At 55.7% G+C, this 25,600-nt stretch carries 24 protein-coding genes and 1 pseudogene; 4 read left to right on the forward strand and 21 right to left on the reverse strand.

All coding sequences use genetic code 11. The features are described from left to right. The first annotated feature begins 67 nt into the window (after nt 1-67). Nucleotides 68-2,392 (forward strand): ATP-dependent Clp protease ATP-binding subunit ClpA, encoded by a 2,325-nt coding sequence (gene clpA, locus ACR0DK_RS01945; protein WP_170401887.1) that lies wholly within the window; start codon nt 68-70, stop codon nt 2,390-2,392. 87 nt (nt 2,393-2,479) lie between these two features. On the opposite strand, the gene ACR0DK_RS01950 is transcribed toward clpA, so the two are convergent. The 3 genes from ACR0DK_RS01950 to ACR0DK_RS01960 form a co-directional block, all read right to left on the reverse strand. After that, nucleotides 2,480-4,159: a peptidoglycan -binding protein gene (locus ACR0DK_RS01950; protein WP_170392453.1), complete on the reverse strand. Its 1,680-nt coding sequence runs from the start codon at nt 4,157-4,159 to the stop codon at nt 2,480-2,482. Between the two features lie 3 nt (nt 4,160-4,162). Then, nucleotides 4,163-5,341, reverse strand: coding sequence for a biopolymer transporter ExbB (locus ACR0DK_RS01955; protein WP_170636081.1), 1,179 nt, complete (start codon nt 5,339-5,341; stop codon nt 4,163-4,165). A 68-nt stretch (nt 5,342-5,409) separates the two neighbouring features. Further along, a complete protein-coding gene (locus ACR0DK_RS01960) occupies nt 5,410-5,940 on the reverse strand; it encodes a gamma-glutamylcyclotransferase (RefSeq protein WP_170392457.1) in 531 nt (176 codons plus the stop codon). A gap of 67 nt (nt 5,941-6,007) precedes the next feature. Here ACR0DK_RS01960 and ACR0DK_RS01965 point away from each other — a divergent pair, with 67 nt between their 5' ends. Beyond that, a complete protein-coding gene (locus ACR0DK_RS01965) occupies nt 6,008-7,009 on the forward strand; it encodes a DUF2125 domain-containing protein (RefSeq protein WP_170392459.1) in 1,002 nt (333 codons plus the stop codon). On the opposite strand, the gene ACR0DK_RS01970 is transcribed toward ACR0DK_RS01965, so the two are convergent. From ACR0DK_RS01970 to ACR0DK_RS01985, 4 genes are all read right to left on the reverse strand, one after another. Continuing rightward, nucleotides 7,006-7,827, reverse strand: a complete 822-nt coding sequence (locus tag ACR0DK_RS01970) for an extensin-like domain-containing protein (RefSeq protein ID WP_480734639.1) — start codon at nt 7,825-7,827, stop codon at nt 7,006-7,008. The genes ACR0DK_RS01965 and ACR0DK_RS01970 overlap by 4 nt on opposite strands. Then, nucleotides 7,824-8,744, reverse strand: a complete 921-nt coding sequence (locus ACR0DK_RS01975; protein WP_170392462.1) for a prephenate/arogenate dehydrogenase family protein — start codon at nt 8,742-8,744, stop codon at nt 7,824-7,826. Before ACR0DK_RS01975 ends, ACR0DK_RS01970 begins: the two co-directional genes overlap by 4 nt. After that, the gene (hisC, locus tag ACR0DK_RS01980) at nt 8,741-9,826 is read right to left on the reverse strand and encodes a histidinol-phosphate transaminase (protein ID WP_480734640.1); all 1,086 of its coding nucleotides are present in this window, start codon (nt 9,824-9,826) and stop codon (nt 8,741-8,743) included. Before hisC ends, ACR0DK_RS01975 begins: the two co-directional genes overlap by 4 nt. Nucleotides 9,827-9,890: 64 nt before the next feature. After that, the gene (locus ACR0DK_RS01985; RefSeq protein WP_480734641.1) at nt 9,891-11,306 is read right to left on the reverse strand and encodes an aminotransferase class V-fold PLP-dependent enzyme; all 1,416 of its coding nucleotides are present in this window, start codon (nt 11,304-11,306) and stop codon (nt 9,891-9,893) included. A 103-nt stretch (nt 11,307-11,409) separates the two neighbouring features. On the opposite strand from ACR0DK_RS01985, the gene ACR0DK_RS01990 reads away from it, so the two are divergent. After that, entirely contained in the window at nt 11,410-11,871 is a 462-nt protein-coding gene (locus ACR0DK_RS01990; RefSeq protein WP_170401903.1) for an Lrp/AsnC family transcriptional regulator, read from the forward strand. A 123-nt stretch (nt 11,872-11,994) separates the two neighbouring features. Here ACR0DK_RS01990 and rpsD read toward each other — a convergent pair whose 3' ends face one another. The 14 genes and pseudogenes from rpsD to ACR0DK_RS02060 form a co-directional block, all read right to left on the reverse strand. Next, entirely contained in the window at nt 11,995-12,615 is a 621-nt protein-coding gene (gene rpsD, locus ACR0DK_RS01995) for a 30S ribosomal protein S4 (protein WP_170392466.1), read from the reverse strand. 212 nt (nt 12,616-12,827) lie between these two features. After that, nucleotides 12,828-13,142 carry a hypothetical protein gene (locus ACR0DK_RS02000; protein WP_480567375.1) on the reverse strand — a complete coding sequence of 105 codons (315 nt, stop codon included), beginning with the start codon at nt 13,140-13,142 and terminating at the stop codon, nt 12,828-12,830. Nucleotides 13,143-13,459: 317 nt separating this feature from the next. Further along, nucleotides 13,460-14,168, reverse strand: a pseudogene (locus ACR0DK_RS02005) (IS5 family transposase); the annotation flags it as partial. Nucleotides 14,169-14,278: 110 nt separating this feature from the next. Then, nucleotides 14,279-14,746: a DUF411 domain-containing protein gene (locus ACR0DK_RS02010; protein ID WP_480735677.1), complete on the reverse strand. Its 468-nt coding sequence runs from the start codon at nt 14,744-14,746 to the stop codon at nt 14,279-14,281. Between the two features lie 292 nt (nt 14,747-15,038). Beyond that, nucleotides 15,039-15,428: a hypothetical protein gene (locus ACR0DK_RS02015; RefSeq protein ID WP_170735046.1), complete on the reverse strand. Its 390-nt coding sequence runs from the start codon at nt 15,426-15,428 to the stop codon at nt 15,039-15,041. A 152-nt stretch (nt 15,429-15,580) separates the two neighbouring features. Then, on the reverse strand, nt 15,581-15,967 hold the full coding sequence (gene cueR / locus ACR0DK_RS02020) for a Cu(I)-responsive transcriptional regulator (protein WP_480734643.1): 387 nt from the start codon (nt 15,965-15,967) through the stop codon (nt 15,581-15,583). Between the two features lie 15 nt (nt 15,968-15,982). Next, the gene (locus ACR0DK_RS02025; RefSeq protein ID WP_480734644.1) at nt 15,983-18,493 is read right to left on the reverse strand and encodes a heavy metal translocating P-type ATPase; all 2,511 of its coding nucleotides are present in this window, start codon (nt 18,491-18,493) and stop codon (nt 15,983-15,985) included. A gap of 325 nt (nt 18,494-18,818) precedes the next feature. Beyond that, nucleotides 18,819-19,547: a DsbA family protein gene (locus ACR0DK_RS02030; protein ID WP_480734645.1), complete on the reverse strand. Its 729-nt coding sequence runs from the start codon at nt 19,545-19,547 to the stop codon at nt 18,819-18,821. Between the two features lies 1 nt (nt 19,548). Then, complete coding sequence (locus ACR0DK_RS02035; protein ID WP_480734648.1) at nt 19,549-20,022, reverse strand: c-type cytochrome; 474 nt, start codon at nt 20,020-20,022, stop codon at nt 19,549-19,551. Then, a complete protein-coding gene (locus tag ACR0DK_RS02040) occupies nt 20,019-21,284 on the reverse strand; it encodes a multicopper oxidase family protein (protein WP_480734649.1) in 1,266 nt (421 codons plus the stop codon). The genes ACR0DK_RS02035 and ACR0DK_RS02040 overlap by 4 nt, the downstream gene beginning before the upstream one ends. Before the next feature lie 147 nt (nt 21,285-21,431). Then, the gene (locus tag ACR0DK_RS02045; RefSeq protein WP_480734650.1) at nt 21,432-22,331 is read right to left on the reverse strand and encodes a c-type cytochrome; all 900 of its coding nucleotides are present in this window, start codon (nt 22,329-22,331) and stop codon (nt 21,432-21,434) included. 9 nt (nt 22,332-22,340) lie between these two features. After that, nucleotides 22,341-22,982, reverse strand: a complete 642-nt coding sequence (locus tag ACR0DK_RS02050) for a c-type cytochrome (protein WP_480734651.1) — start codon at nt 22,980-22,982, stop codon at nt 22,341-22,343. 396 nt (nt 22,983-23,378) lie between these two features. Then, nucleotides 23,379-23,828, reverse strand: a complete 450-nt coding sequence (locus tag ACR0DK_RS02055; protein ID WP_170392477.1) for a c-type cytochrome — start codon at nt 23,826-23,828, stop codon at nt 23,379-23,381. A 69-nt stretch (nt 23,829-23,897) separates the two neighbouring features. Then, the gene (locus tag ACR0DK_RS02060; protein WP_170421575.1) at nt 23,898-24,479 is read right to left on the reverse strand and encodes a L,D-transpeptidase; all 582 of its coding nucleotides are present in this window, start codon (nt 24,477-24,479) and stop codon (nt 23,898-23,900) included. A 784-nt stretch (nt 24,480-25,263) separates the two neighbouring features. On the opposite strand from ACR0DK_RS02060, the gene ACR0DK_RS02065 reads away from it, so the two are divergent. After that, nucleotides 25,264-25,470, forward strand: coding sequence for a helix-turn-helix domain-containing protein (locus ACR0DK_RS02065; RefSeq protein WP_255612146.1), 207 nt, complete (start codon nt 25,264-25,266; stop codon nt 25,468-25,470). Nucleotides 25,471-25,600: the final 130 nt, after the last annotated feature.

The raw sequence follows: 25,600 nt of genomic DNA on the forward strand, positions 1-25,600 counted from the left end.
ACATGGTTGGGATGGGGATCCGGCCTGCAGCCCGCCCCCTTCCGGCCCAATACAGAGGAGCACCCGCGTGCCTTCATTCTCGAGCACACTTGAACAAGCCATCCACGCGGCCCTTGCGGCGGCGAATGAACGGCGACATGAATTCGCAACGCTAGAGCATCTGCTGCTGGCGCTGTTGGAAGAACCCGATGCGGTGCGCGTCATGAAAGCGTGCAGCGTCGATCTGGACGAGTTACGCAGCACCTTGGTCGAATTCATCGACGAAGATCTGTCAAACCTCGTCACTGATATCGACGGGTCAGAAGCAGTACCGACTGCAGCCTTCCAGCGTGTCATTCAGCGCGCCGCGATCCACGTTCAAAGCTCTGGCCGCACAGAGGTGACCGGGGCCAATGTATTGGTGGCCATCTTCGCCGAACGTGAAAGCAACGCAGCCTATTTCCTGCAAGAGCAGGACATGACCCGTTATGACGCGGTAAACTTCATCGCACATGGTGTGGCCAAAGACCCGGCCTATGGAGAGAATCGTCCTGTAACGGGTGCTGATGAAGCCGAAGAAGAGGCTCAGACGACATCTGGTGACGCCGAGCAAAAAGAAAGTGCGCTTGGCAAATATTGCGTTGATCTGAACGCCAAATCACGCGCCGGTGATGTAGATCCGCTGATCGGACGCTCGGACGAGGTTGAACGCTGTATTCAGGTGCTGTGTCGCCGGCGCAAGAACAACCCGTTGCTGGTAGGTGACCCCGGTGTCGGCAAAACCGCCATCGCCGAAGGTCTGGCGCATAAGATCGTTGCGGGCGAGGCCCCGGACGTGTTGTCGGAAACCACCATCTACTCGCTCGATATGGGTGCCCTGCTTGCGGGAACTCGCTATCGCGGCGATTTCGAAGAGCGTCTGAAAGCGGTTGTGACCGAATTGGAAGAGCACCCTGATGCAGTTCTCTTCATCGACGAGATTCACACTGTGATCGGAGCGGGTGCAACCTCGGGCGGAGCGATGGATGCGTCGAACCTGCTGAAGCCAGCGCTTCAGGGTGGCAAACTGCGCACCATGGGCTCGACCACGTATAAAGAGTTCCGTCAGCATTTCGAAAAAGACCGCGCGCTGAGCCGCCGATTCCAGAAAATCGACGTGAACGAGCCGTCGGTCGAGGACAGTGTCAAAATTCTGCGCGGTCTGAAACCATATTTCGAAGAGCATCACTCGATCAAATATACTGCCGACGCGATCAAGACAGCTGTCGAATTGTCGGCGCGCTATATCAACGACCGCAAACTGCCCGACAAGGCCATCGACGTGATCGATGAGGCCGGGGCAGCGCAGCACCTGCTCGCCGAAAGCAAACGTCGCAAGACCATCGGCGTCAAAGAGATCGAGGCGGTGGTTGCCAAGATTGCGCGTATCCCACCCAAGAACGTCACCAAGGATGATGCCGAGGTTCTGAAAGATCTCGAAACCTCGCTGAAACGCGTGGTGTTTGGTCAAGATGAAGCGATCGAAGCGCTGTCCAGTGCGATCAAACTGGCGCGCGCCGGTCTGCGTGAGCCCGAAAAACCCATCGGCAACTATCTGTTCGCTGGCCCCACCGGTGTTGGCAAAACAGAGGTGGCGAAACAGTTGGCTGACACGCTTGGTGTTGAACTGCTGCGTTTCGACATGTCGGAATACATGGAGAAGCACGCGGTCAGCCGTCTGATCGGTGCGCCTCCGGGTTATGTCGGGTTTGATCAGGGTGGTTTGCTGACCGACGGTGTCGACCAGCACCCACATTGCGTCTTGTTGCTTGATGAGATCGAAAAAGCGCACCCGGACGTATTCAATATCCTGTTGCAGGTGATGGATCACGGCGAATTGACCGACCACAATGGCCGGACGGTGAATTTCCGCAACGTGGTCCTGATCATGACTTCGAACGCAGGTGCGCAGGAGCAGGCGAAAGCCGCCATCGGCTTTGGCCGCGACCGGCGCGAAGGTGAGGATACCGCAGCGATCGAACGTATGTTCACGCCGGAGTTCCGCAACCGCCTGGACGCTGTGATCTCATTTGCACCACTACCGAAAGAGGTCATTTTGCAGGTCGTTGAGAAGTTTGTCCTGCAGCTGGAAGCACAGTTGCTGGATCGTGGCGTGACCATCGATCTGACACCGCGTGCCGCCGAATGGCTGGCCGACAAGGGCTATGATGACAAGATGGGTGCGCGACCTCTGGGTCGTGTTATTCAGGAACACATCAAGAAACCTCTGGCCGAGGAACTGCTATTCGGCAAACTGGCCAAAGGCGGCGTGGTCCGTGTCTCGATGAAGAAGGGCGAGCTGAATCTGGAAATCCTGGGCCCCGATCAGCCCCGCATTCCGGGCGACAAGCCCCCGCTTTTGACGGCGGACTAACCCACTGCTTCTATAACGAAAAACGCCCGCCTTTTCGGTGGGCGTTTTTCATTTTTGGCAGGTAATCCAAGTTGGTTCGTACCAGCCTTATCGCTCTGTCAGCTTCAACTCGATCCGACGGTTTTGGGCGCGCGCCTCGGGTGTGTCGGCGGGATTAACGGGCTGGAATTCTCCGAACCCGTTTGCCGCCAAACGATCAGGTGGAATGCCCAGCGCATCAACCATGTAGCGCACCACAGAAAGGGCACGGCCCTGGCTGAGCTCCCAGTTGTCGCGATATCGTCCGCTGCCTGCAAGTGGCACATTATCGGTATGCCCATCGACACGGATGACCCAGTTCAGCCCCTCGGGTATTTCGGCGGCAACGCTTCGCAGGATATTGGCAACTTTGGCAACCTCCTGACGACCTTCCGCAGACAGGTTTGCGGACCCGGTGGCAAACAACACCTCAGACGAGAACACGAAACGGTCACCTTCAATGCGCACGCCATCCTGATCACCCAGCACATCGCGCAGTCGCCCGAAGAATTCCGAGCGATAGCGCTGCAAATCCTCGGCCTGTGCGGCTAGTTCCTGATTTTGGCCCGCCAGTTTCTCGGCCTCGGCTTCCAGCCGAATACGTTCAGCCTCTTCCAGCAGTCGGCGACGGCGTTCTTCCGAGGCTGCGCGCGCTAGAGCGGCATTCAGATCCTGGCCCAGCGTCTGTATCTGGATCTCGGCGGCGGTATTACGTTCTTCGTAATCGTCTAACAAAGCCTGCAGCGATCCCAACTGGCTGCGCAAGGCTGCCATCTGCTGATTAAGCAGCGCGGTCTGACGTTGCGCTTCGGTCGAGATTTCCTGTTCCGATGCAAGCGCCTCTCGGGCGAGCGCCAGCAGCGCCGCGCGCTCCTCGGCCAGCGACCTCTGTTCGGCTGCATTTGCTTGCGCCTGGGTTTGGGCATCCAATGCGGCTTGCAATTGTGCCCTCAGTTCTTCGGCATTGATCTCACCAAACTGGCGCTCAAGCTCTGCCTTGGCAGCCTGTGCCGCAGCCAGCAAAGTCAGAGTGTCCTCGGCTTCCTTTCGCTGCGCTTCCAGCGCCAAGGTCATCGCTGTCAGTTCAGCATCTGCATTCTGCAATCGATCACGCAACGCCTCAGCAGCGGCGGCTTCGGCCAGACGCGCGGCCTCTTCCTCGGTCAGTTGCTGTTCTAGCTCGGATATCTGAGCTGCCTGTGCATCTTCGCTGGTTTCAAGTTCGGCGACGAGAGCTTCAAGTGCTTCGCGTCGAGCCGCGGCAAGGCGGGCGGCTTCGGCCTGTGCGTCGATTTCTTGTCTGCTTTGAGCAAGTGCCAAATTCAAGGCATCTTGTTCATTTAGCAACTCATCGCGTTGCGTTTCTAGCGCGGCGATATCCCCCTGCGCACGCGCCTGATCAGCCAGCAAAGCCGCGACCTGTGCTTCAAAGTCGGTTATGCGGGTTTGTGCCTGCGCCAGATCGTCTTCGACCTGATTAAGCGTTGCATTCAAGTTCCCAAGACGCGCTTGAAGACGGCTGTTTTCCCGCTCTTCCAGCCCCAGCGCCCCGGCCAGCGCGGCGATTTCGTCGGATAGGGCCGTCAGTTCATCCTCTTGCCCCGAAATCGTTTCGCGCAGCACAAATTGCACGACCATGAAGATGGTCAGTACAAAGGTCAGCACCATCAACAATCCCGTCATCGCATCCACGAAGCCGGGCCAGACCGAGCCCGAGAATCGTTGACCTGTGCGGCGGGACAGCGCCATGAGTTACTCTCCTTCTGGCGGCGTACGTACGGCGCCCCGTGGCAAGGTCAATGCTTTGACCAGTAGCTCAAAATCCTTGCGCAGTTCGTTCATGCTGTCCTGACGACCAGCGGAGATTTCTTCGAGTATACGCAGCAACTGAACATCCATCGACCGCAGGCGCATGCGGCTTTCCGCATCGATCCCCTCGCCCGCGCCATGTTCGCGCATGTGATCAAGCAACGCGTCCTGCCCCAGCGCCACACGTTCAAGCGCAGCCGTAACACCTTCGGTCTGGGCCTGACGCTGGTTCATTTCCCCGATGACATCGACCAATTGCCCCAGCTTGGCTGATACGTCCGTCCGATCAGCCTCTTGCGCCGAGAACATATCCTGCAGTGCATCCATCTGCTCGGACATGGCATCCAGTACTGGGGTCAGCACGGCCAGTTCCGCGCCGCCCTCATCGCCCGCAGCAAAGCCAACGCGGGTGATTGAGGACAACCATTCTTCCAATTCGCGATAGAACCGGTTCTGGCCATGGCCCGCGAATAGTTCCAGCAAACCGACGATCAAGGATCCGGCCAGACCCAGCAATGACGACCCAAAAGCAACGCCCATGCCCTGCAGCTGCGCTTCCAATCCTGTCATCAGACGGTTGAAGACGGCCAGACCTTCTTCACCTTCCTGCGGGTTCAGGCTGCGGATCGTATCAACGATGGCGGGGACAGTGGTGGCCAAACCAAAAAATGTCCCCAGTAGGCCAAGGTAGATCAGCACGTTGGTGATGTAGCGGGTGATCTCGCGCTCTTCTTCGACCCGTTCGGCGACGGAATCGAGGATCGATCGGGTAGAGCTAGAGCTGATCTGAGACCGCGCCCCGCGTTCCCTCAACAACGACGCCAGTGGGGCAAGCAGTTGCGGCGGGCGCACATCGTCACGTTCGACCCCTCCGGCAAAGGCTTCGATCCAACGAACCGATCCGATCAGCTGTGTGACTTGCAGAAAACAGGCAGCGACACCGATGACAAAAACCAGCAAAATGAACCCGTTAAGATACAGATTGGCCTGAATAACCGGCAGCACATATGGCAACGCCATGAACACGCCAAGTCCTGACAGCCCTATTGCGATCAGCATCATCAAAATCTGACGGATCGGTTGTGAGAAATGTGGTCTCACGCCCTGTTGTGCCTGCGCCATGCGCGTGGCTCCTGGTATTGTCTGCTCTGGGCTGAACCTATCGAAGTTCGCCCCGTGACGCCAAGAGTTTATGCGCTGATTGTCCGCACCCGTTGCGACAACCACTCAAGATCAGGGTCGTGCAGTCCGATCTCGGTCAAGTGCGAGGCAGTATTGTAGAGATATTCGGTATTTGGCCCACGTCCGCCAACCGCGTGGGCGATGATCTGAGCCTGCTCTTCCAATGGAAGACCGCCGCAATACTGAACGTGGTGAGCATCGATGACGTAAGTCACTGCATTTACGATCTGCCCGCAGTCCAGATGCACGTCCAGCATCCGCTCCAGATAGGCTGACGAGATCAGCTCACGCTCACGCAATTCAGCCAAAGTGCGCTCTTCGTGACCTGCCTCGACAGCAAGCGCCAATCCAGTGCAATGCGCGTCTGGCTGTTCGTCCAGCGCCAATACCAAACCGGGGTCTTCTTCCGTGCCGCGATGGTGGATAGAGCGCATGCAAAACGACCGCGCATATCCGTGCAATTTAGCGCGTTCGCTGCGTGCCACCGGAAAGCCCGGGTTCCACAGCAGCGATCCATATCCGAATACCCACATCGTCATTGCACTGGTCCTTGCCCGTTTGGCCCTATAAACATCAAATCCGAGGCAGGAAAAAGGGCCATTCATCATGCGCCGTCTGATACGCGTTTTCGTATTTATCGCCCTCGCGTGGAGCGCCTACTGGTTTGTCGCCGGTTATGGTCTGCGAAACGCCCTGACCGGTTGGTTTGACCGACAGCAAGAACTGGGCTGGCAGGCCGAATTCTCGGACGTGTCGACGGCAGGATATCCATTTCAGCACATCACACGCCTAAATAATCCCGCTTTGGCCGATCCGGTCAACGGAACGGCGTGGAGTGCGGACTGGGTCGAGTTCCAAAGCCCAGCAATCTGGCCCGGCCGCCAGATGCTGCGCTTTGCCAGTACGCCGCAGCGCCTTTCCTATTTCGACCAGACCACGACCGTTCAGGCCGAAGCGCTACAAGCCGAATTGCAGCTCCAACCCGGTGTCGCGCTGGTGCTCGAGAAAATGGCGCTGACCTCAAAGCGCTGGCTGCTGACAACCGAAGGTGATCCGCAAGCCGGAGGCCAGTCGCTGAGCCTTGTAATGGAGCAATCTGGAGCGCCCGAAAGCTATGGGATTACCGCGAAGATCGACGGATTTACTCCCGGCGATGATCTGAGACGCCTGATGCGTTCAGCATCGACCCTGCCGCAATCGTTCGAAACGCTGGAAATGGATATGTTTGTCACTTTCGACAAACCCTGGGACCGCACCGCACTTGAGCAGCGTCGCCCCCAACCCGTTGCGATTGATCTGCGTTTGGCAGAAATGAAATGGGGTGAGCTGCGTCTGTTCGCCACCGGCGAACTGGAAGTTGACGAACAGGGCATTCCAACGGGTGAAATTGCGATGAAAGCCGAAAACTGGCGCGACATGATCGCGATGGCAAACGCCGCAGGTGCGCTGCCGGATCAGGCAGTCGATCCTGTGACCCGCGCATTGGGCTTCATGGCTGGACTGGGTGGCAACCCAAATGCGCTGGATTTACAGCTGAATTTCAGAGATGGGTTCGTCGCCTTGGGTCCGTTGCCCCTTGGTCCTGCCCCGAGACTGGTACTGCGTTAACGGCAATAGGTGCCGCTGCGGTAGCGCGCGGTGTCTAGGTGGAAATGATCCCGATGGAAGCGATCAGAGTTTGGTCCGAGAACCGTGCCAAATGGCCCACACGCGCCGCGCCATACCTTGGTCAGTTGCTTCTTGGACGGATTTTTGCGCCAGCCATTCAGAACCGTCACCACCTCACCATCGGCCATCTTGAAGCCCGAAATGTCGATGGCGCGCCCTTTACCATGCTCAGAAATCCGCGCCCCTTTACGGTTGTTACGTGTTCTGCAGGCGTAATGCGCGGCGACCTGTAGCTCGACCACCGGACCTCGGCGTTTGAACGTGGGCTTTACAGTTTTGTCGACCCAATTGTTCAGCGCCTGTGCAGTGCCGCAATCCATCGTCGCCGGGCGGCTCAGCCTGACCCCCGATACTGAGGTGATTTGCACTGCATCCTTAATCCCGCAGGCTTTGATCTTGCCCTTCACACGTCCAACCGGCTTACCCTGAATATCGATATCGCCACAGACTGAACCCTTACGCAGCTTGCGTTTCTTAAGAAAGACGCGTTGTTCCAATTCTTCCGGGCGCACAAACGGGCGGATCGAATTCTCGGGCCCGAGCAATGGTAATTCAGCGGGACGGGCTGCAGCGGCCGTTACCTGCGGCGAAGCGGGCCGTAGCACAGGCCGGATGTTGGGGGTGACGATTGCCACCATCGCTTGGGTGGTTTCCGGGCGCGTCAACGGCACAATAGAAGTTTCAGGCGCCGCCGCATTTGCAGTCGTTGCCGCCAAAGCAACGCAGAAAATCAAATGGCTGCAACCGATCTTTCTCATGTCGATGTTTTTCCCCGCCCGAAATCTGGCGCATCCGTATCCTGGCCCGCATCAATGATGCCGCGGCGGATCGCCCGTGTGCGCGTAAAGTAGTCGAACAATTGCTCTCCGTCACCTGTTCGGATGGCCCGCTGTAGCGCAAAGAGCTCTTCCGTGAACCGGCCCAGAATCTCCAGCGTTGCGTCTTTGTTGGTCAGAAACACATCACGCCACATCGTCGGGTCCGAAGCCGCGATGCGGGTGAAATCGCGGAAACCAGCTGCCGAATACTTGATGACTTCGGTGTCTGTAACCCGCCGGAGATCATCCGCAACTCCCACCATCGTATAGGCAATCAGGTGAGGTGCGTGCGAGGTGACCGCAAGCACCAAATCATGATGCGCGGCGTCCATCTCATCGACATTCGATCCCAGACCCTCCCACAAAGCCCGCAGGCGAGCGATTGCATCCGGGTCGGAATCTTCGACCGGCACCAACAGGCACCAACGGTTGTCGAACAGTTCGGCGAATCCCGATTCAGGCCCGGAATGCTCGGTCCCGGCCAGAGGGTGTGCCGGAATGAAATGAACGCTATCGGGTATGTGGGGTGAGACGGCGTCAATCACGTGACGCTTTACCGACCCCACGTCTGAAACGGTGGCACCGGATTTCAGAACCGGCGCAATCTGCTGCGCCACAGGTCCCATTGCACCAACGGGGACACACAAAACCACTAGATCAGCACCTTCGACCGCCTCTTCCGCGGTCTCGCAAACCCGGTCACAAAGGCCGATCTGGCGCGCCGTCTCGCGGGTTGCCTCGGATCGCGCATAGCCCGTCACTTCCCCCGCAAGCCCAGCCCGTTTGATCGCCCAAAACATGGACGATGCAATCAGGCCCAACCCGATCAGCGCAACACGGTCGTAAATCTGGCTCATGCAGCGCCCCCTTTGAACGCAGTAATCGCTGCAACCACGCGGCCGCAGGCGATTTCGTCACCTACGGTGATCCGCAGCGCGTTTGGCAGGTTGTAGCCCGCGACCCGCCGCACGATCAAACCCTGCGTTTTCAAATAGTCATCGCAGGCTTCCGCCTCGACCCTGTCAGCAAAGCGGGCGAGGATGAAATTCGTGCATGACATATCGGATGCGACGCCAACCTTCGCCAGTTCATCAGACAACCAAATCCGGAGGCGTGCATTTTCAGATAGGCAGAACCGCAGATATTCCTCATCCCGCACGGCGGCCTCAGCCGCCGCAAGAGCCGTCAGCGACAGGTTGAACGGCTGACGAACGCGGTTCAGCACATCAATAATCTCTTTCGCCGCATAGCCCCAGCCAACGCGCATCCCACCTAGACCGTACACTTTCGAAAACGTCCGGGTCATGATGACATTGCTAAACCGGTCCACCAGCCCTGCGCCTCCATCGAAACCATCGACAAATTCGGCATAGGCACCATCCAGCACCATCAGGCAATTGGCTGGCAATGCATCCGCCAACCTCTGCAATTCGGCGTCAGAGATCATGGTTGAAGTAGGATTTCCCGGATTGGTCACAAAGACAATCCGTGTCTGCCCAGTGACCGCGGCAAGGATGCTATCTACGTCTACACGGCGATCTCTCTCGGGCACCAAGACCGGGGTCGCGCCAGCCATTCGCGCGATGATCGGATACATGGAGAATCCATGCTCGGTATATATCACCTCATCACCCGGACCAGCATAGGCCTGCGCCACGAACTGCAACACTTCATCACTGCCGACACCGCAGATGATCCGATTGGAATCCAGTCCGTGCCGTTCAGAAATTGCGGCGCGCAGGCTGGTATGATCGGTGCTGGGATAACGATGCAGCGAAACGGCACTTTCGCGCACCGCTTCGATCGCCTTGGGACTTGGCCCAAACGGGTTTTCGTTGGAACTCAGCTTGATGACATCCGCAACACCGTCAACATGCGACTGTCCGCCCTGATACAGCGCGATGTCCATTATGCCGGGTTGAGGTGTGATCTGGTTCATGAGGGGCTCCACTAGCTTGGCCCCTCATACCTTTCTCAACGGGTTGAGAAAAGCGGCAATTATCTTACGCCGCTTTGAAGCGCGCCGTCGCCGGATCGGCATTGTAGAATGGGACGAACTCCTCGGTCCGGCGCGACAGCTCGTTAACGCTGTCGATAATGAACTGAACGGTCTCTTCGCTCATGAGGTAAGAGAAATTCAACCGCACCCAACCCGGTTTCTTCATTTCCTCACCCTCCGACAGGGCCGCATGCAATTCTTCCGATGTTGCCCGATCAATGCCCAGCAGACGATGCGCATAGGGTCCGGCACAGGCACAGCCGCCACGTGCCTGGATGCCGTAGATATCGCTGAGCATCCGGGTAAACAGCTGCTGATGCACCGGCTGCCCATTCCGATCACACACGAGGAACGAGAATATCGGCAGGCGGTGTGCATTCTCGGCACCTAGCAATGTCAGATGTGGGTTGTCGGACCACCCATCCAACGCCATGCGGTTACACTGCGCCTCACGCTGTGCGATTTCATCCGTTCCGACCGCATCCTTGACGATGAAGGCCAGGGCCGCGCGAATGTCTCCGATCACATTTGGTGTACCCGCCTCTTCTCGTGTCGCGAGATCGGCGCTGTAGTCGTGTCGCCAAGGCGAGACAAAGCTGACAGTCCCACCTCCGGGCCAACTCGGACACGTCCGCTTCACCGCGCATTGGTTGACAACCAGAACACCCGATGCCCCCGGCCCGCCCGGAAACTTATGCGAAGAGACAACGATCGCGTCCTTCCGCGCATCTTCCGGCCCCATGTCCATTGGCAAATAAGGTCCACCACCCGCATAGTCCCATACCGCAAGCGCACCATGCTCTTTCAGCATCCGCGTCACTGGATCAGGGTCGGTGATGATGCCGGTGACGTTTGACGCCGCTGAGAATGACCCAATCACAAGATCGGAATCTGCGTGCTCTACCAGTGCCGCCTTTAGCACCTGCATATCGGGACCGCCGTCAACGGCTTCTGGAATCTCGATCACCCGCGCCTTGCTTTCACGCCACGGCAGAATGTTCGAATGATGCTCATACGGACCAATCAAAACGACCGGCTGATTAGCCTCTTGCACTCCCAGCAGACTAACCAGCCGGTTAAGACCCGCTGTAGCGCCAGACCCGGTAAAGATCACCGCGTCCTCTTCCTTGGCGCCAACTATGCAGGCGATCTCGGCCCGCGCCTCGCGGCGCAAACGGGTTATATAGGAACCGCAATAGGAGGCTTCGGTGTGGCTGTTGGCATAGAACGGCAACACATGCTCAGCCACGAAATTTTCGACCTGTCGCAACGCGCGACCCGAGGCAACGTAGTCCGCATACACAAGCGGCACGTCCCCATGCAGACCCGGGATGAGTACCCCCTCACCGATCAGCCCATCACGCAGAGTATTTCCGTGAGCAGCAGATTGAATTTCTGCGCGAAAGTTGGACAAGGTCATAACACAGGCTCCATATTGCTAACTCCAATATGATTGATCCATCCTGCGGAAACCTCACAATTTTATGCTTTATATGTCCAAGTTTTGTGTCATATGAGTTTATATGGAGAAAAAATTAGATCAAATTGACACGCGTCTTCTGAAGGAACTGCAAAAAGACGCAACACTTTCCCAGCGAGAATTGGCAGATAGGGTCGGCCTGTCCCAAAATGCCTGCTGGCGAAGAATAAAGGCCTTGAACGACACAGGTGTCCTGCAAGGTTCTACGGCGCGCATCGCGCGCGAAAAGCTTGGGCTGAATCTGGTGGTTTTCGTCATGCTACGCACGCGCCACCACTCTGCCCAATGGTTGCAGGCCTTTCGCAGTCATGTCCTGACCATTCCTGAAGTGGTCGATTTCCATCGCATTGGCGGCGACTATGACTATCAACTCAAGGTCGTTACAGAAGATATGGCCTCTTACGACAAAGTCTATCAACGCCTCATCGATAAGATCGAACTGGACAGCGTCACCTCCTATTTCGCAATGGAGGCCATTGCCGAAAGTCGCCCGCTTCCTATCTGATCCGCCTCTTCATCTGGCCAAATATATCTCGGGGGAGTCGCGCAGCGACTGGGGCAGAGCCCCATCGAAACAAAAAAGACCGCGCTGAAAGCGCGGCCCTTAAACTCAACAGGTCGGCGAAGATTAGTTCTTCGCGTAGAATTCGACGACCAGGTTCGGTTCCATCATAACCGGGTAAGGCACATCGCTCAGGCCCGGTGCACGCACGAAAGTCGCGGTCATTTTCGAGTGGTCGGCGTCGATGTAGTCAGGCACATCACGCTCGGCCAAGCCGACAGCTTCCAGGACAACGGCCAACTGCTTGGACTTGTCACGCACTTCGATAACGTCGCCTTCTTTGACGCGGTAGGACGGGATGTTGACCCGCTTGCCGTTCACTTTAACGTGGCCGTGGTTCACGAACTGACGTGCGGCGAACACGGTCGGAACAAACTTGGCGCGGTAAACAACGGCGTCCAGACGGCGCTCCAGCAGACCGATCAGGTTTTCACCGGTGTCGCCTTTGACACGCTCAGCTTCTGCATAGATGCGGCGGAACTGCTTCTCGGTCAGGTCGCCGTAGTAGCCTTTCAGCTTCTGCTTGGCACGCAGCTGCAGACCGAAGTCAGACAGTTTGCCCTTGCGGCGCTGGCCGTGCTGGCCGGGGCCGTATTCACGACGGTTAACCGGGGATTTCGGACGACCCCAGATGTTTTCGCCCATCCGGCGGTCGATTTTGTACTTGGCAGACGTGCGTTTGGTCACGGCTGATCTCCTTCTTTAGATTGAGGCCCCGATGGGCCACTATGAAGGGCGTTGTCCTCTTGAGGTTTCCCCCATGACAGGCATCCCCTCGCGGGGGCCACCAACACCAATGAAGCCGCGCTTATATCCCTGCTTCGGCCAGAGTCAACACGCCACAGCAAGCAAAGGGTAGGATTTCTGCTTAGAGTTGGAATCTTTCTGAGAAGTATCCGTTATTCAGCGGCCCAACCGGCAGTATTTGATAGACTTACCGGCACTGAACTTGCATTTGCACGAGCCGCCGGGAACACGACAACCTTGTCGTCATAACCGCTGTCAATCTCAACAGGTTCAATATGCGAAACTGCCGAACTTACCCAGAAATCTTGATCAGGCTCAGGGTATCCATCCTCAAACACAAGCACCAGAGACGCTTCGTTCAACTCACGCACCAGCTCGGCAACGAAAGTCTGAGCGCCGTTTGACAACTCGATCTTGGCACTTTCGTTGATCTCGCCGGGGTTGGTGAAACTGGCTCTGGCCGCCAATATAGATCCAAGACCGGTGGAGTCTGCGTGCAGCGCAACTTGGTCAGCACTTGCGGCGAGTTGGACCCCTCGCCCCCTCCAGGACCAAGAGCTACCAACGCGCAAGTGGGCCAAAGGCGCCGCCTCAAGCCCGTCAACTTCCGTCTGTGTCCAAAATATTGCTATCCGACCGTTACAACCGGTTCTCATCTGTCCGCCCGCACTTTTACTCATCCCACAAGTAACTGAGCTTGTGTATCAACGAAAAAATGGGCGGAAAAGAGACCGAAATGTAGCAATCACGAAAATGTTGCTAAAGAACAGCCTCATATTGATACTTATCGTCGAATGTTGGTGAACGTCTGGCGCACTGCGCTAGACTCTAGGCTCATTGAATTTCGGAGCCTGAAAATCTCTGCGAGTGCGATGGCTGATGGGAACACTTTCGGCCATATTTCGTAGCGGGTTTCTACTCGGCTCCATTCCTTCAAGCGACCGAATATGATCTTGATGCGGTTTCGGCGCTTGAACCTGTGTTTGTCTTTTCGGACAGGCTTCTCGCGTGACTTTCTGCCGGGCATGCATAGGCGTGTCCCTTTGTATTTCGTAACCTTTCGGAACTAGTCAGAATCGTAACCCCGATCAGCAATCATCCAATCGGCGGCTGGTAGGCTGCTCAGAAGTGCCCTGGCACCCGTGTAGTCACTGATCTGATCGACAGTTATGAAAGACCGGACTGGGTGACCAGAAGCATCGGTGACGGCATGCAACTTGGTGTTCATTCCGCCTTTGGCACGCCCAATCAGGCACCAGCGCCCCTTTTTTCAACCGTAGGCTTAAAGCCATGCGATGTGCCTTCAGATACTTGCGCAGGCCCACTCGAACGCATGGCGTTCACCTGCTCACTTTTATCATGATCGCCCTGTGATCGGAATGGTCCGAAGCCAGCCCTTCCATGATCCGTGCAAACACGCCGTTGTCGCTCTAACGTTTTCAGCAGTTGTAGAGCGTCTTGGGTGGGCCTTACTCTCTCGGAGCATCGGACCAGCCCCGTATCGGACTAGCCGACCTTGAACTCGCTTTTCAATCGCTGCTACCGAAATTCACCTTAAACGCATGACAATTCCGTTTGCGGTTGTTGCAAAAAAAATTGGCGATCACGCTGCCTTGTAATGGTTGAAAACTTCAGTGGTGCCATCCTTACCGATCAGGAAAACCGAATAGGCTTCCCGCTCACTCTCCGGCCCCATACCAGGTGAGCCATAGGGCATACCTGGCACTGTCAGCCCGACCGCATCAGGGCGTTCGGCCAACAAGCGCCGGATGTCCGCCGGGGGCACATGACCTTCTATGACATAGCCCTCGAGCAAGCCCGTGTGACAGGACGCCATCTCTTCTGGTATACCCTTGTTAGCTTTGTATTCAGACAAAGTCTCCCAGGAGGCATTCTGCACTTCCATCTCGAATCCTTCGCGTTGCATAATATCAATCCACGCGCCACAACACCCGCATGCGGGGTCCTTGAGAACCTTCACCAGCGGTTTGGTCGTTGCAAATGTAGGTGAAGCCAGGGCGATGCCGGAGGCGCTGAGGCCAGCCAGGAAAAGGCGTCGGTCAAGTTTCATGGTGGTCATGTCATTTCCTTTCCGTGTTTACGCCTGCGCTGTGATATTCGGTCTTGTGACCGAAATCGCAGGCAAGTGCTATGATTTGTGTCAAGCACGCGATCATGACTAGCCCTGTTTCTGTTCGCTTTCGGTGCATAGCGCACGCATGTCGCAACCGTTTGGATAAGATGAGCGCCAAGGCAAATACTGATAGTTTAGCCTCTCTTCCACACATAATAATCTCCTTACGACCGCAGTGCATGCTCGAACAGAAACAATTTGAAAACCCGCACTTTCGGGACTTTGGGTGTTAGGATACTTGTGGAGGAAGATTGGGCGTCAGAGGCGCTTGAGAATTATGGTTATCCGTGTCCATGTTACGGTTTCTCTGGCCATAAGCTTCCACCAAAACCGCAAGTCCTAATTGGGTCGGGTTTTCACCAACGCAACAGGTTCCGGTGTGGCATGCCCCGCCACAACTCACGCAGTCGTCCGCGCAATCTTGATCGGTGGTAGAATGCGAACGGCGATTGTTGTGTTTGAATTCAGATGCTTTTGACGCGATCGAAACGCCATACTGTCTGTGGCTGTCTGCGATCTCAAAGTCGTTGTTTGCAAAAGCAACAGAGCCGATGATTGTCACCGTAAGACAGACGCACACTAAAAGCGTTTCTCTTAAAACAGGGATCAACTCATTCACCGTACTGCGGACGTAGTGTGATCGTGGCAACGTGCTGACCCGAAGCCAACAAAACTACAATTGATAGTGCGGCGCGCACTAGAGAAGAGCGGATTGCCACGTCTGAAGAAAAAGATTGCCAAACTTGGAGGCAGATCAAACAACAAGGTTAACTACGCTTGGCCCAAGTTTTTTAGAATTGGACAGTCTGGGCGGTGGTCGCCAGCGCATTCTTCGATCAGATGAGACAGTGTTTCATGCATCGCCTTCAGATCGGCAATCTTATCGTCGATCTCTTTCAGATTCTGTTTTGCAATTTCTTTCACGTCCGCGCTGGCACGTTCTTTGTCCTCGTACAACGCCAGTAGTGAACGACAATCCTCAATGGTAAAGCCCAATGAACGGGCCCGCCCGATGAAGGCCAGCTTGTGCAGTTCCTTATCGTCGAAATGGCGATACCCATTGAGGCTCCGCTTGGGTTTGATGAACCCGATATCCTCGTAATAGCGGATGGTTTTGGCAGGCAGACCCGAACGTTCTGCTACATCTCCGATATTCACAGCGGTTCTCCTATACTATCCAGCAGGCGCTGAACGCAGCGTCTGCTCGGTGTTCTGCGAGATCTGTTCTCGCCCAACTTTGATCGGCTTTACCCAGCGCAACCGCAGCGCATTGGTTAGGACAAATACGCTGGACAGCGCCATGGCACCTGCGGCCAAAACCGGCGATAGCAGCGGACCGCCAAACGGATGAAGCACCCCTGCCGCTACCGGTATGAGCAGTGTGTTGTAGCTGAATGCCCAGAACAGGTTTTGGCGGATGTTACGCATGGTGCGCTGACTAATATCGAAGGCATTGACCACGCCCGTCAGGTCGCCTGACATCAGAACGACGTCAGCCGCTTCGATGGCAATGTCAGTGCCTGTCCCGATCGCAATTCCTACGTCAGCTGCCGCCAAAGCAGGCGCATCATTGATGCCATCACCCACAAAGGCCAGTTTTCCGCCATTTGTACGCAAATCCTGTAACGCGGATACTTTACCCTCGGGCAGAACTTCAGCCACGACATGATCGATGCCAAGCTGCGCCGCAATGGATTTGGCAGTAGAGGCATTGTCACCGGTGATCATCGCTACTTTCAGGCCCAGCCCGTGCAGAGCTTCGATTGCGTCCGGCGTGGTGGTTTTGATTGGGTCCGCCACAGCGATTACGGCCGCGATAGCCCCGTCTACGGCAGCATAAAGTGGAGTCTTTCCGTTGATTGCGAGTTCAGCGCCCCGATCAGAAAGCGCGCCCATTTCTACCCCTTCGCGACTCATCAGGCGGTCGGCCCCGATCAGGATTTTATGGCCTTCGACTGAGGCGCTTACCCCGTAACCGGTGATCGACGTGAAGTCTTCTGGCTTGGAAAGCTCCAGACCACGGGTTTCTGCCGCGCGCACGATGGCTGTGGCGATTGGATGTTCGGAAGTGACCTCAACGGCAGCAACAAGGTGCAGAACCTCGTCTTCGGTCATTCCTTCGGCCACAATCAGGTCGGTCAGCTCCGGACGCCCTTCGGTCAGGGTGCCCGTCTTGTCCACCGCAACAACGGTGGTTTCCTGCAGCATTTGCAAGGCATCGCCCTTTCGGAACAGGACGCCCATCTCGGCAGCGCGGCCAGTGCCGACCATGATGGAAGTAGGTGTGGCCAACCCCATGGCGCAGGGGCAAGCAATGATCAGTACCGCAACCCCGGCCACCAACGCCAGGCTAAGCGCGGGATCGGGTCCGAACAACATCCATACCAGCACTGTTACAACGGCCACTGCGATCACTACCGGCACAAACCACAGCGTGATGCGGTCGACCAGGCCTTGAATCGGAAGCTTGGCACCCTGTGCTTGTTCGACCATCTGAATGATCTGGGCCAACATAGTGTCTGCGCCGATCTTTTCAGCACGGTACGTCAATGCACCCGCGCCATTTACGGTCCCCCCAACCACAGTTGCGCCCTCGGTTTTTTCGACGGGAACCGGCTCTCCGGTGATCATGCTTTCATCGACATATGACGCGCCGGTCATTACGGCACCATCCACCGCGATTTTTTCGCCCGGTCGAACGTGCACAATATCACCTACAACAATCTGCTCAATCGGTAGCTCGACAACCGATCCGTCGCGCTCAACTCGCGCTGTTTTTGCCTGCAGACCGACCAGTTTTCGGATCGCTTCACCAGTTCGACCCTTGGCGCGCGCCTCGAGGAATCGCCCGAGCAATATGAGAACCACGATCACCGCTGCGGCCTCGTAGTAGACATTTGCGGTTCCGACCGGAAGAACACCCGGCGCAAAGGTCGAGATAAGCGAGAACCCATAGGCCGCCGAAGTGCCCAGGGCCACCAGAGAATTCATGTCCGGCGCGCCTCTGAACAAGGAAGGGAATCCCTTGGTGTAGAACTGCAAGCCTGGCCCAAAAAGAACGATCGTGGTCAGAAGGAATTGCAGGTAATAGCTGTTCTGGATGCCGATGGTGCTCGCTATCAGGTGGTGCATGCCCGGAATAACATGCGAGCCCATTTCGAGAATGAATACCGGCAATGCGAGCAAGGCGGCGAAGCTTGTTCGCCGCGCCAAATGGCTGATCTCTGCCGCTTTGCGGTCGTGTGGTTCGGTCTGCGTTGCGGATCGCAGGCTCGCCGGATAGCCAGCAGACGCCGCATGCGCCGCTATGGCTTCGGGTGTTGTGACTCCCTCAGCATAACGCACAGTTGCACTTTCAGTGGCCAGATTGACCGACGCGGACAAGACGCCGCCATCGGCTTCCAGGGCTCGTTCAACGCGCCCTACACAGGATGCGCAGGACATGTTCTGAATATCCAGCGTGACCTCTGCGGTCCGCGCCGGATATCCGGCGCGGTTTAACGCATCAGCAATGGCCGCTTTATCGGCTGGATCGCGGAAATCGACCTGAACGCTTTCACTGGCGAGATTAACCGAAGCGGCATCTACCCCTGGCACATCTTTCAATGCGCGCTCGACGCGCCCAACGCAGGAAGCACAGCTCATACCCTGAACCTGGAACCGCGCATGTGAATTTTCAGTCATATTGTCACCACGTATGTTCTGCTGACAGGCAACATAAGGGTTCCAGCAAGTGGAAGGTCAAGGGATGAGGCTGACTTTCTTTCTCATCATTCATGACGACGCTAAGTATCCCGGATATGAGCTGCGGGCACCGCAAGTCAGCTATAGACAAAGCCATTGACACAGTAAGTTCCTCCGCACAGTTGGACTTTGACATGAAAAACCGCAGGGTACGTGTCTTAAGCACCAATCAACTTGATCATATCCTTGCAGCTCAGAGTCCGAGGGATGCGAAGCCACGTTCGCAACAGAAGTTTAGGAGCGCAAATGCTGTCGTCCCTTAGTTCTATCTTGCGTCTCTGACTGCCTCGATTAGCCGGGTCATTTCATCTTCGGCGATCAGACCCGGGGCAAGCGCATCTCCAATCACAAACGAAGGGGTGCCACTGAAGCCAAGCTGCCGGGCCAATTCCATGGACACCTGGATATGCGCGTCGACTTCCGGCGCCTCCATGTCTGCGCGCAATTGATCCTCGTCCAGGCCAAGTTCCCGAACAACTTTCAGGACACTGGCCTCTGTGGCACGACCGTTCAGAGCCATAAGCGCCCAATGAAATTCTTCATATTTTCCCTGATTACGTGAGGCAAGCGCAGCGCGTGCCGCAAAGTCGGAACCTTCTCCGAGTATGGGCCATTCTCGGTAGACAACTCGGACTTCGGAATCGCCTGCGATTACGTTTTTCACGACTGGGGCCGCGCGTTTGCAATATGGGCAGTTATAGTCAAAAAACTCGACTACGGTTACATCACCTTCCGGGTTTCCGATGACAGGCGCATTCGGATCCTGTTCCAGCAATTCACGCTGATTTTCCAAGACGTTTCCAATGGCTTCGGCTTTTGCCTGATCTTCGCGCTGTTGAAGCAATTGAATCGCCTGCATGATGATTTCGGGGTTTTCCATAATGGCTTCCAGAGCCAGCCGTTTTACATCGGAGTCAGACAATTCGTCAGCACTCGCCATAGCAGCACCAATCGACATAGTGATGGCAATTAAGCCTGCAAAAAATCGTCTCACGTCAGTTTCCTTCCGTTTGTTCTGCCTCGGTGCGCTGCTCTTGCAGCTTGCGTTCCCGATCCGGCCAACTCTCCTTGATGAAGGCAAGGATGTCCCAGATTTCCTGATCCGAAAGAGTGTCCTCGAAACCTGGCATACCGCTTTTGACATCAGCGACGCCCATCTGTTTTAGTGTTTGGTACCCGCCAAGCTTTGTATAATCGAACAACAGCTTGTCGCCGTGATGCCAGGTGTGCCCTGTTCGATCATGCGGGGGAGCTCGCAAGACGCCATCTGGATCAGGTGTCTGCCAATCTGGTTGACCCTCCAAATCTGCCCCGTGGCATGACGCGCAGTTTTCGGCGTACAAAACTGCACCACGTGCCGAATCCGCTGATGCACCGTTTTGTGCGCGCCCGCTCAGGCCCCAGCCAGCGACCGCGACAATGATCACCACAGCAGCTAGTGACACCCATTTCGCCGCGTTCTTGTTCATGACGCCACGCTCAGCCAGGTCTTCATTCCAGCGGCCTGATGCGAAAGCATGTGGCAATGAAACAGCCAGTCCCCCGGGTTATCCGCAACGAACGCAATCTCCCGCGTTTCCATCCGGTCAACCAGTATTGTGTCTCGCAGAGGTCCCAGGCTCCCGTTCGGCAGAACTTCCTGAAAGTGCGTCCCGTGCAAATGCATGGCGTGCGCAAAGACGGTGTCGTTCTGCATCTGAATACGGACTATGTCGCCACGCGAAACAGAAGCGAGCGGGTCTTCGGGTAACCCTGCGACTCCGTTGAATGTCCAGATCTGTCCTTCCTGAACCAACTCATTAGCGCTCATGACTTGGCCGTTGTAAGTACCTTGACGCAGTCCGCCCATCGCCCCGCCTTCCATCACCAATGGAACCTTTAAGGCGTCAGAAACATCTTCAAGAAAAGAAACAGGGTTGGGTGGCAGAGCTTCGATCTCACCGCGGCTGGCAGATGTACCGCTTCCCGAAACCGGGATCTCAGCGATAACAAATGATTCATCGCGTTCGTGAAGAGTTATTTGAACGGCTTCGTTCGATTCCGCTGTGACGTCGACAATCAAATCTGCTCGCTGCGCAGGTCCGAAAACAAGTGTTTCGAAATCTTCTGGCTGCCTTACAGGCATGCCATCATAAGCGACCAGTTTCCCGTTTGCGCCACCTACTGACACATACATGATCCGATCAGTTGCCACGTTGACCATTCGAATTCGCAATCGCTGGTTCGTCAAAACTTCGGTCATTGGCGATATGCGCGCGTGAACGTAGTTTCCCATGCGACCTGCATGGGTCCAATCATGCATTGCACCAAAATCATCTACTATTTGAGCGTCCTTACCCAACCGCCAATCATCCAGAAGGATCGTGATGTCATGGTCCGTGTCCGGCGGGTCCGTTTCGTCGACGATGAACGCGCCGTAAAGGCCCCTGGCCACTTGTTCCGTTGACTGGTTGTGAGAGTGATACCAGAAGGTCCCCGCGTCCTTCAGAGGCAAGTCATACTGAAATTTGCCGCCGGTTGGTACAGCCTCCTGCGTAAGGCCCGGCACCCCGTCCATATTGTTCGGAACCCGCAATCCGTGCCAATGGATTGCTGTAGGCTGAGGTAGCGAGTTCAGGAGTGTCCGGCGAACCGTTTCGCCTTGCCGGGCACGAATTTCAGGGCCTGGAACACCGCCATCATATCCCCATATCTCGGTTTCCGGATAGTTGTTGGGGGCAATACGCGCCAATCCTGAACGCGCCTCGATTATTCGGGGGGCGGTAGCCGCCCTCCCGATAGTTGGCGCTGCGATTAGTGCCGACGTGCCTGCAACGAATTGCCTGCGATTGAGCTTCATTAGGACTTTCTTCCAAAGAATACTTGATCTCGCACTGGATTATCCCCCGTCGTGCACATCCAGCAGATAGGTCGCCATTGCCTTCAGGTCTTCGTCTGTCAGAAAACTGGTGCCATAGTTTACAACCTCTCCCATGGCCCCGCCGAGGACATCGCCATCAGGCATGACGCCGGTGCGCAACGCGTAAGCCAAATCATCTACCGTCCAACCACGCTTTTGCAGGGTCCCAAAATCGATAGCCGGTGCCTTGTCACCGCCCGGCAGAGAGTCACTTCCCTTGAAGTGTTCCGTGTCCGAATTTCTTGCGCCAGCCAGGTTCCTCCCGGTGTGACAGGCGGCACAATGCGTGGCACCTTCAACGAGTAAACGGCCCCGGTTCCATACATCATCATTGCCCGGCACGGGATCGGTCTGCGGCGGTTCCAAAAATGCCGCCCGCCACAGCTTCAGGCCCCATCTCTGATTGAAGGGGAACACCATTTCCTGCTCTTTTGACGGTTCCGCTACTGGCGGAACCGTTTGCCAGGCGGCCCAAAGATCGGCGATGTCCTGATCCGTGAAATTGGCATAGAACGGATAAGGAAAGGCCGGGTAATAGGATTCTCCGTCGGGCGACACACCCTGACGTACCGCGCGGGCAAATTCCTCGATGGTCCAATCACCGATCCCGTGATCGGGATCTGTGGTCAGGTTCGGCGAAAAGAGCGTGCCGAACGGGGTATCCAACTCCACCCCACCGGCCAAGAGCGCACCTCCTTTGGCAAAGTCTGTGTGGCAGGCGATACAGCCGCTTGCCCTTGCCAGATACGCCCCGCGGTTAACGTCACCTTGAATGTCGAGAGCTTGTAAGGGCTGGCCAATCGGCCAAGCCATCACAGCAACAAACCCTGCTGACGCCGTAACGGCGGCAGCAAGACCCAACCGTATTGTCGGCTTCATGATGCATTCCTATTCCGACCGAAATCGCGTGTGACACGCCGAGCATGTCTGGCTCAGCATCATGAACACACCATCTGCCGGCATTTCAGACAGCTGTGCTAAGTTTGGACTGCCAGCCATCATCCCGCTGCCCATCATGGAACCACCTCCCATCATGGAACCACTTCCCATCATGGAACCACTTCCCATCATGGAACCACCTCCCATCATGGAACGACCTCCCATCATGGATTTGCCGCCCATCATGCCGGAACCATGACCCGATCCGGACGCCATCAGCCCGTTGTCTGCCGAAAGCGCAAGGCCTTCTGAGTAGATTTCCAACTGTCTGGCTATTTCTGTAAAGGAACCCCAATCCTGCCAGATTTGCGATTTGGCCTCCGAGGGTTTGCCATCAGATCCCTCTGGAAACAGCTTTGTCATGCTTTCACCGGCGTGGCTTCCGATTTTCTTGGCTTCGCTTCGTACCGTTTGCGCATTGTAGGGCGTTTTCCCCTGCATCATCGGTGTAAGGACCTTCATGCTGTCCTTCATCGCGGACATACCGTCCATGCGTTCTTTGACGACGCCGGTTGCGCCACCATGCGCCAGGGCGGCCGCCGCAAATAGTGAAACCAGGGCCACGCCTGTAGTCATTTTTAGAAAGTTCATTTCTTTGTCCTTTTCGTCTGCTTCGACGCGCCCATCTTGGGCGCAATTCGACTCGTCAGATCAAGACGCGCGGCGGTGGTGGGTCAAACGCGATAATACTAAGAACCCGGTATTGAGCTTGAGGGATCGAGTATCTTCGTTCCGTGCCTTGGGGACCAGGCGGTGTTGGACCCATCAAAAATAGTCCAACAGCGTTGCAGATCGCTCCGCCATGACAATGCCCGGGATGACCCTGCTTGACATGTTCGACGTCCGCAGAGTCGGTTTGGTCAATCACATGCTGTGAATCACCGCCATGTGCATGAGCAGAATCGGCCGTTACAAGTAGCCCGCCAATAGCCAGCGCAATTGACAGGATGGAGTAACGAATTGCTGTGCTCACTAGACTCGTCACCTTCAGAAAATCCCGTTTTCTTGCTGTAACTCTCTTATGTACGCCACGATGCCCTTCACATCCGCGCGGGTCAAACCATCGACCGGCGGCATGTTACCGAACTTCCAATGGTGTGCCCGAACACCATTCTGGACGGCCACGTAAAATGCCTCGTCCGAATGGTGGCTTGGTTCATAGATTTTATGCACCAATGGTGGTGCAAGGCCCTCCAGACCAGTTGCATTCCCGCCATGGCACGCCGAGCATTTTGCGTCGAATGCCACTTTGCCGACGGCCGCAAATTCGCTTAGCTGGTCCGGTAGATTGACGTTTTGGATTGGGTCTCCCGACGCCAGCGTCGACGTATCAGGTGTCGTCATCGAATGGCCAGCTGGTTGCTGATTTAGATTGTAGACGATTGCGACGGCACCTGCGATCGCCACACCGCCTATCATGAGTGTAAGTTTATCCATTTTACTATTTCACGTAGTTGTCAGTTACCGAGCTTAAGCACCTGTCCAGAAAAGCCGACTTGACCATGGTCAGATCAGTTTTACCTGCGTGCCCACGGTGGCCAGTTCGAACAAGTCCGCGATCTGCTCATTGTACAAGCCGATGCAGCCATTGGAGGATCTTCTTCCGATCTTGCGTGTATCGTTGGTGCCGTGGATCCGGTAGTATTGCCAGCTCAAATATAGTGCATGTGTCCCCAGAGGATTCTCCGGACCCGGGCCCACATAGTCGGGCCAAGCGGGGTTGCGCTTTTTCATTGCTGGTGTCGGTCGCCAAGATGGCCCCTCAACCTTGCGAGTTACTGTGGTGTAGCCCAGCCTTGTAAGGTCTTCCGTCAGCGGCACGCTGGTTGGATACATCCGATAGACGCTCTCGTCTTCTGACCAATATTGCAGGACCTTGGACTGTGTATCGGACAGGATCACACCATTCTTAAGCGTATCAAAGTGATCCTGCCATTTAGCAACGCGGAATGAAGAAACATTGCGGCGCGTCCCTTGGGTTGTCATCGATTGGGCCCAAACGGCCGGTGCTGGAAAGAGAGTTGTCGCAGCAAACGCGGCAATCACTCCGCGTCGCGTAACGGCCTTTCTATCCCTGTTCGGTTTCATGCCTGCCACCCCAAACGTGTATTCTTGCTTTACGACTCATTTGGGCTGTATGCCCGGTTCCCGCGCTGGAAGGTCAACAAACAACAGGTTTTGCGTAAGGGAAATTTCGTCTGGAATACTGCTGCCGTAGGCACATGAGGCGGTTTCAAAGGTGGCTTCAGATCGTCAAGCCATTGTGAAAATCCAACTTTTCTTAGACATAATGCCAGTTCGCTTTCAGAAAGAGCTTTGTTTTCCGTACCGATCAAATACAATAAAATCAACGTTAACAATCGCTTAGATTCTGGTGAATTGATTTGATCAGCTGCCGGTGCGAAGGTATCAGATACTAAGAATGACAATCATGCTGGTCGAAGCACGATTCTCGTAGGAACTTGGGGACAGCAACCGCTGGGTAAATTCGTATCGAAATTCGCGCCGCATGAACTACGCACAATCAGAGTCTCCACTTCATTGGCAAGTGGTTGATCGAAGTGCGCTAATAACGCTTCCATTGCTTCGTCAGTGGTCCTACCGGGCGCTACGCAAAGGATTTAGTAGATAGGCTCCAAGTGCTCATATTCGTCTGAAGTTAGTGTGAGTGGCTCTCGGGCAAACGCAAAACAGGGGAAAAAAGCTGCGTTGATTATATGTTTAGCAATTTTCATCATCCGCTCTTAGATATTCAATCTGACTTTCTAAACACTCTGAAAATGAGATTAGGAAATGTCCGAAGCATTAAACGGACACCAAAGCGGCCAAATCTCTCCGCTCGTCAGGGCATCTCGCGCTGATCTCCGCGCCTATCGCCGCCGACAAAGCCCAACGATACTCGCGGGCGAAGCTCGCCAAGAAGTTAAAGTGTCATCCGTTATTTATTGCCAGGATTGAGATCGGCCAAAGGCGCATAGATGTGCCAGAACTTGTTATACTATCGCGCGCACTTAGCATTCCCCCGGAGCAGTTCTTAAAATTTGTCGCAGACGCAATGCCACTCGACGAGCGAGTTTAGGGTGCTGCTCTATTAAACGTTCAAGGTTTGAACCTGCACCTGACGCTTGAAGAACTAAAAAGTACTCCAAAGCAAATGTTTGGAACAAATGCCATGCATCAAGTCGCACAGAGAAGCCGAAGCAACTCGC

The sequence above is a fragment of the Ruegeria sp. CE6 genome, assembly GCF_056537485.1.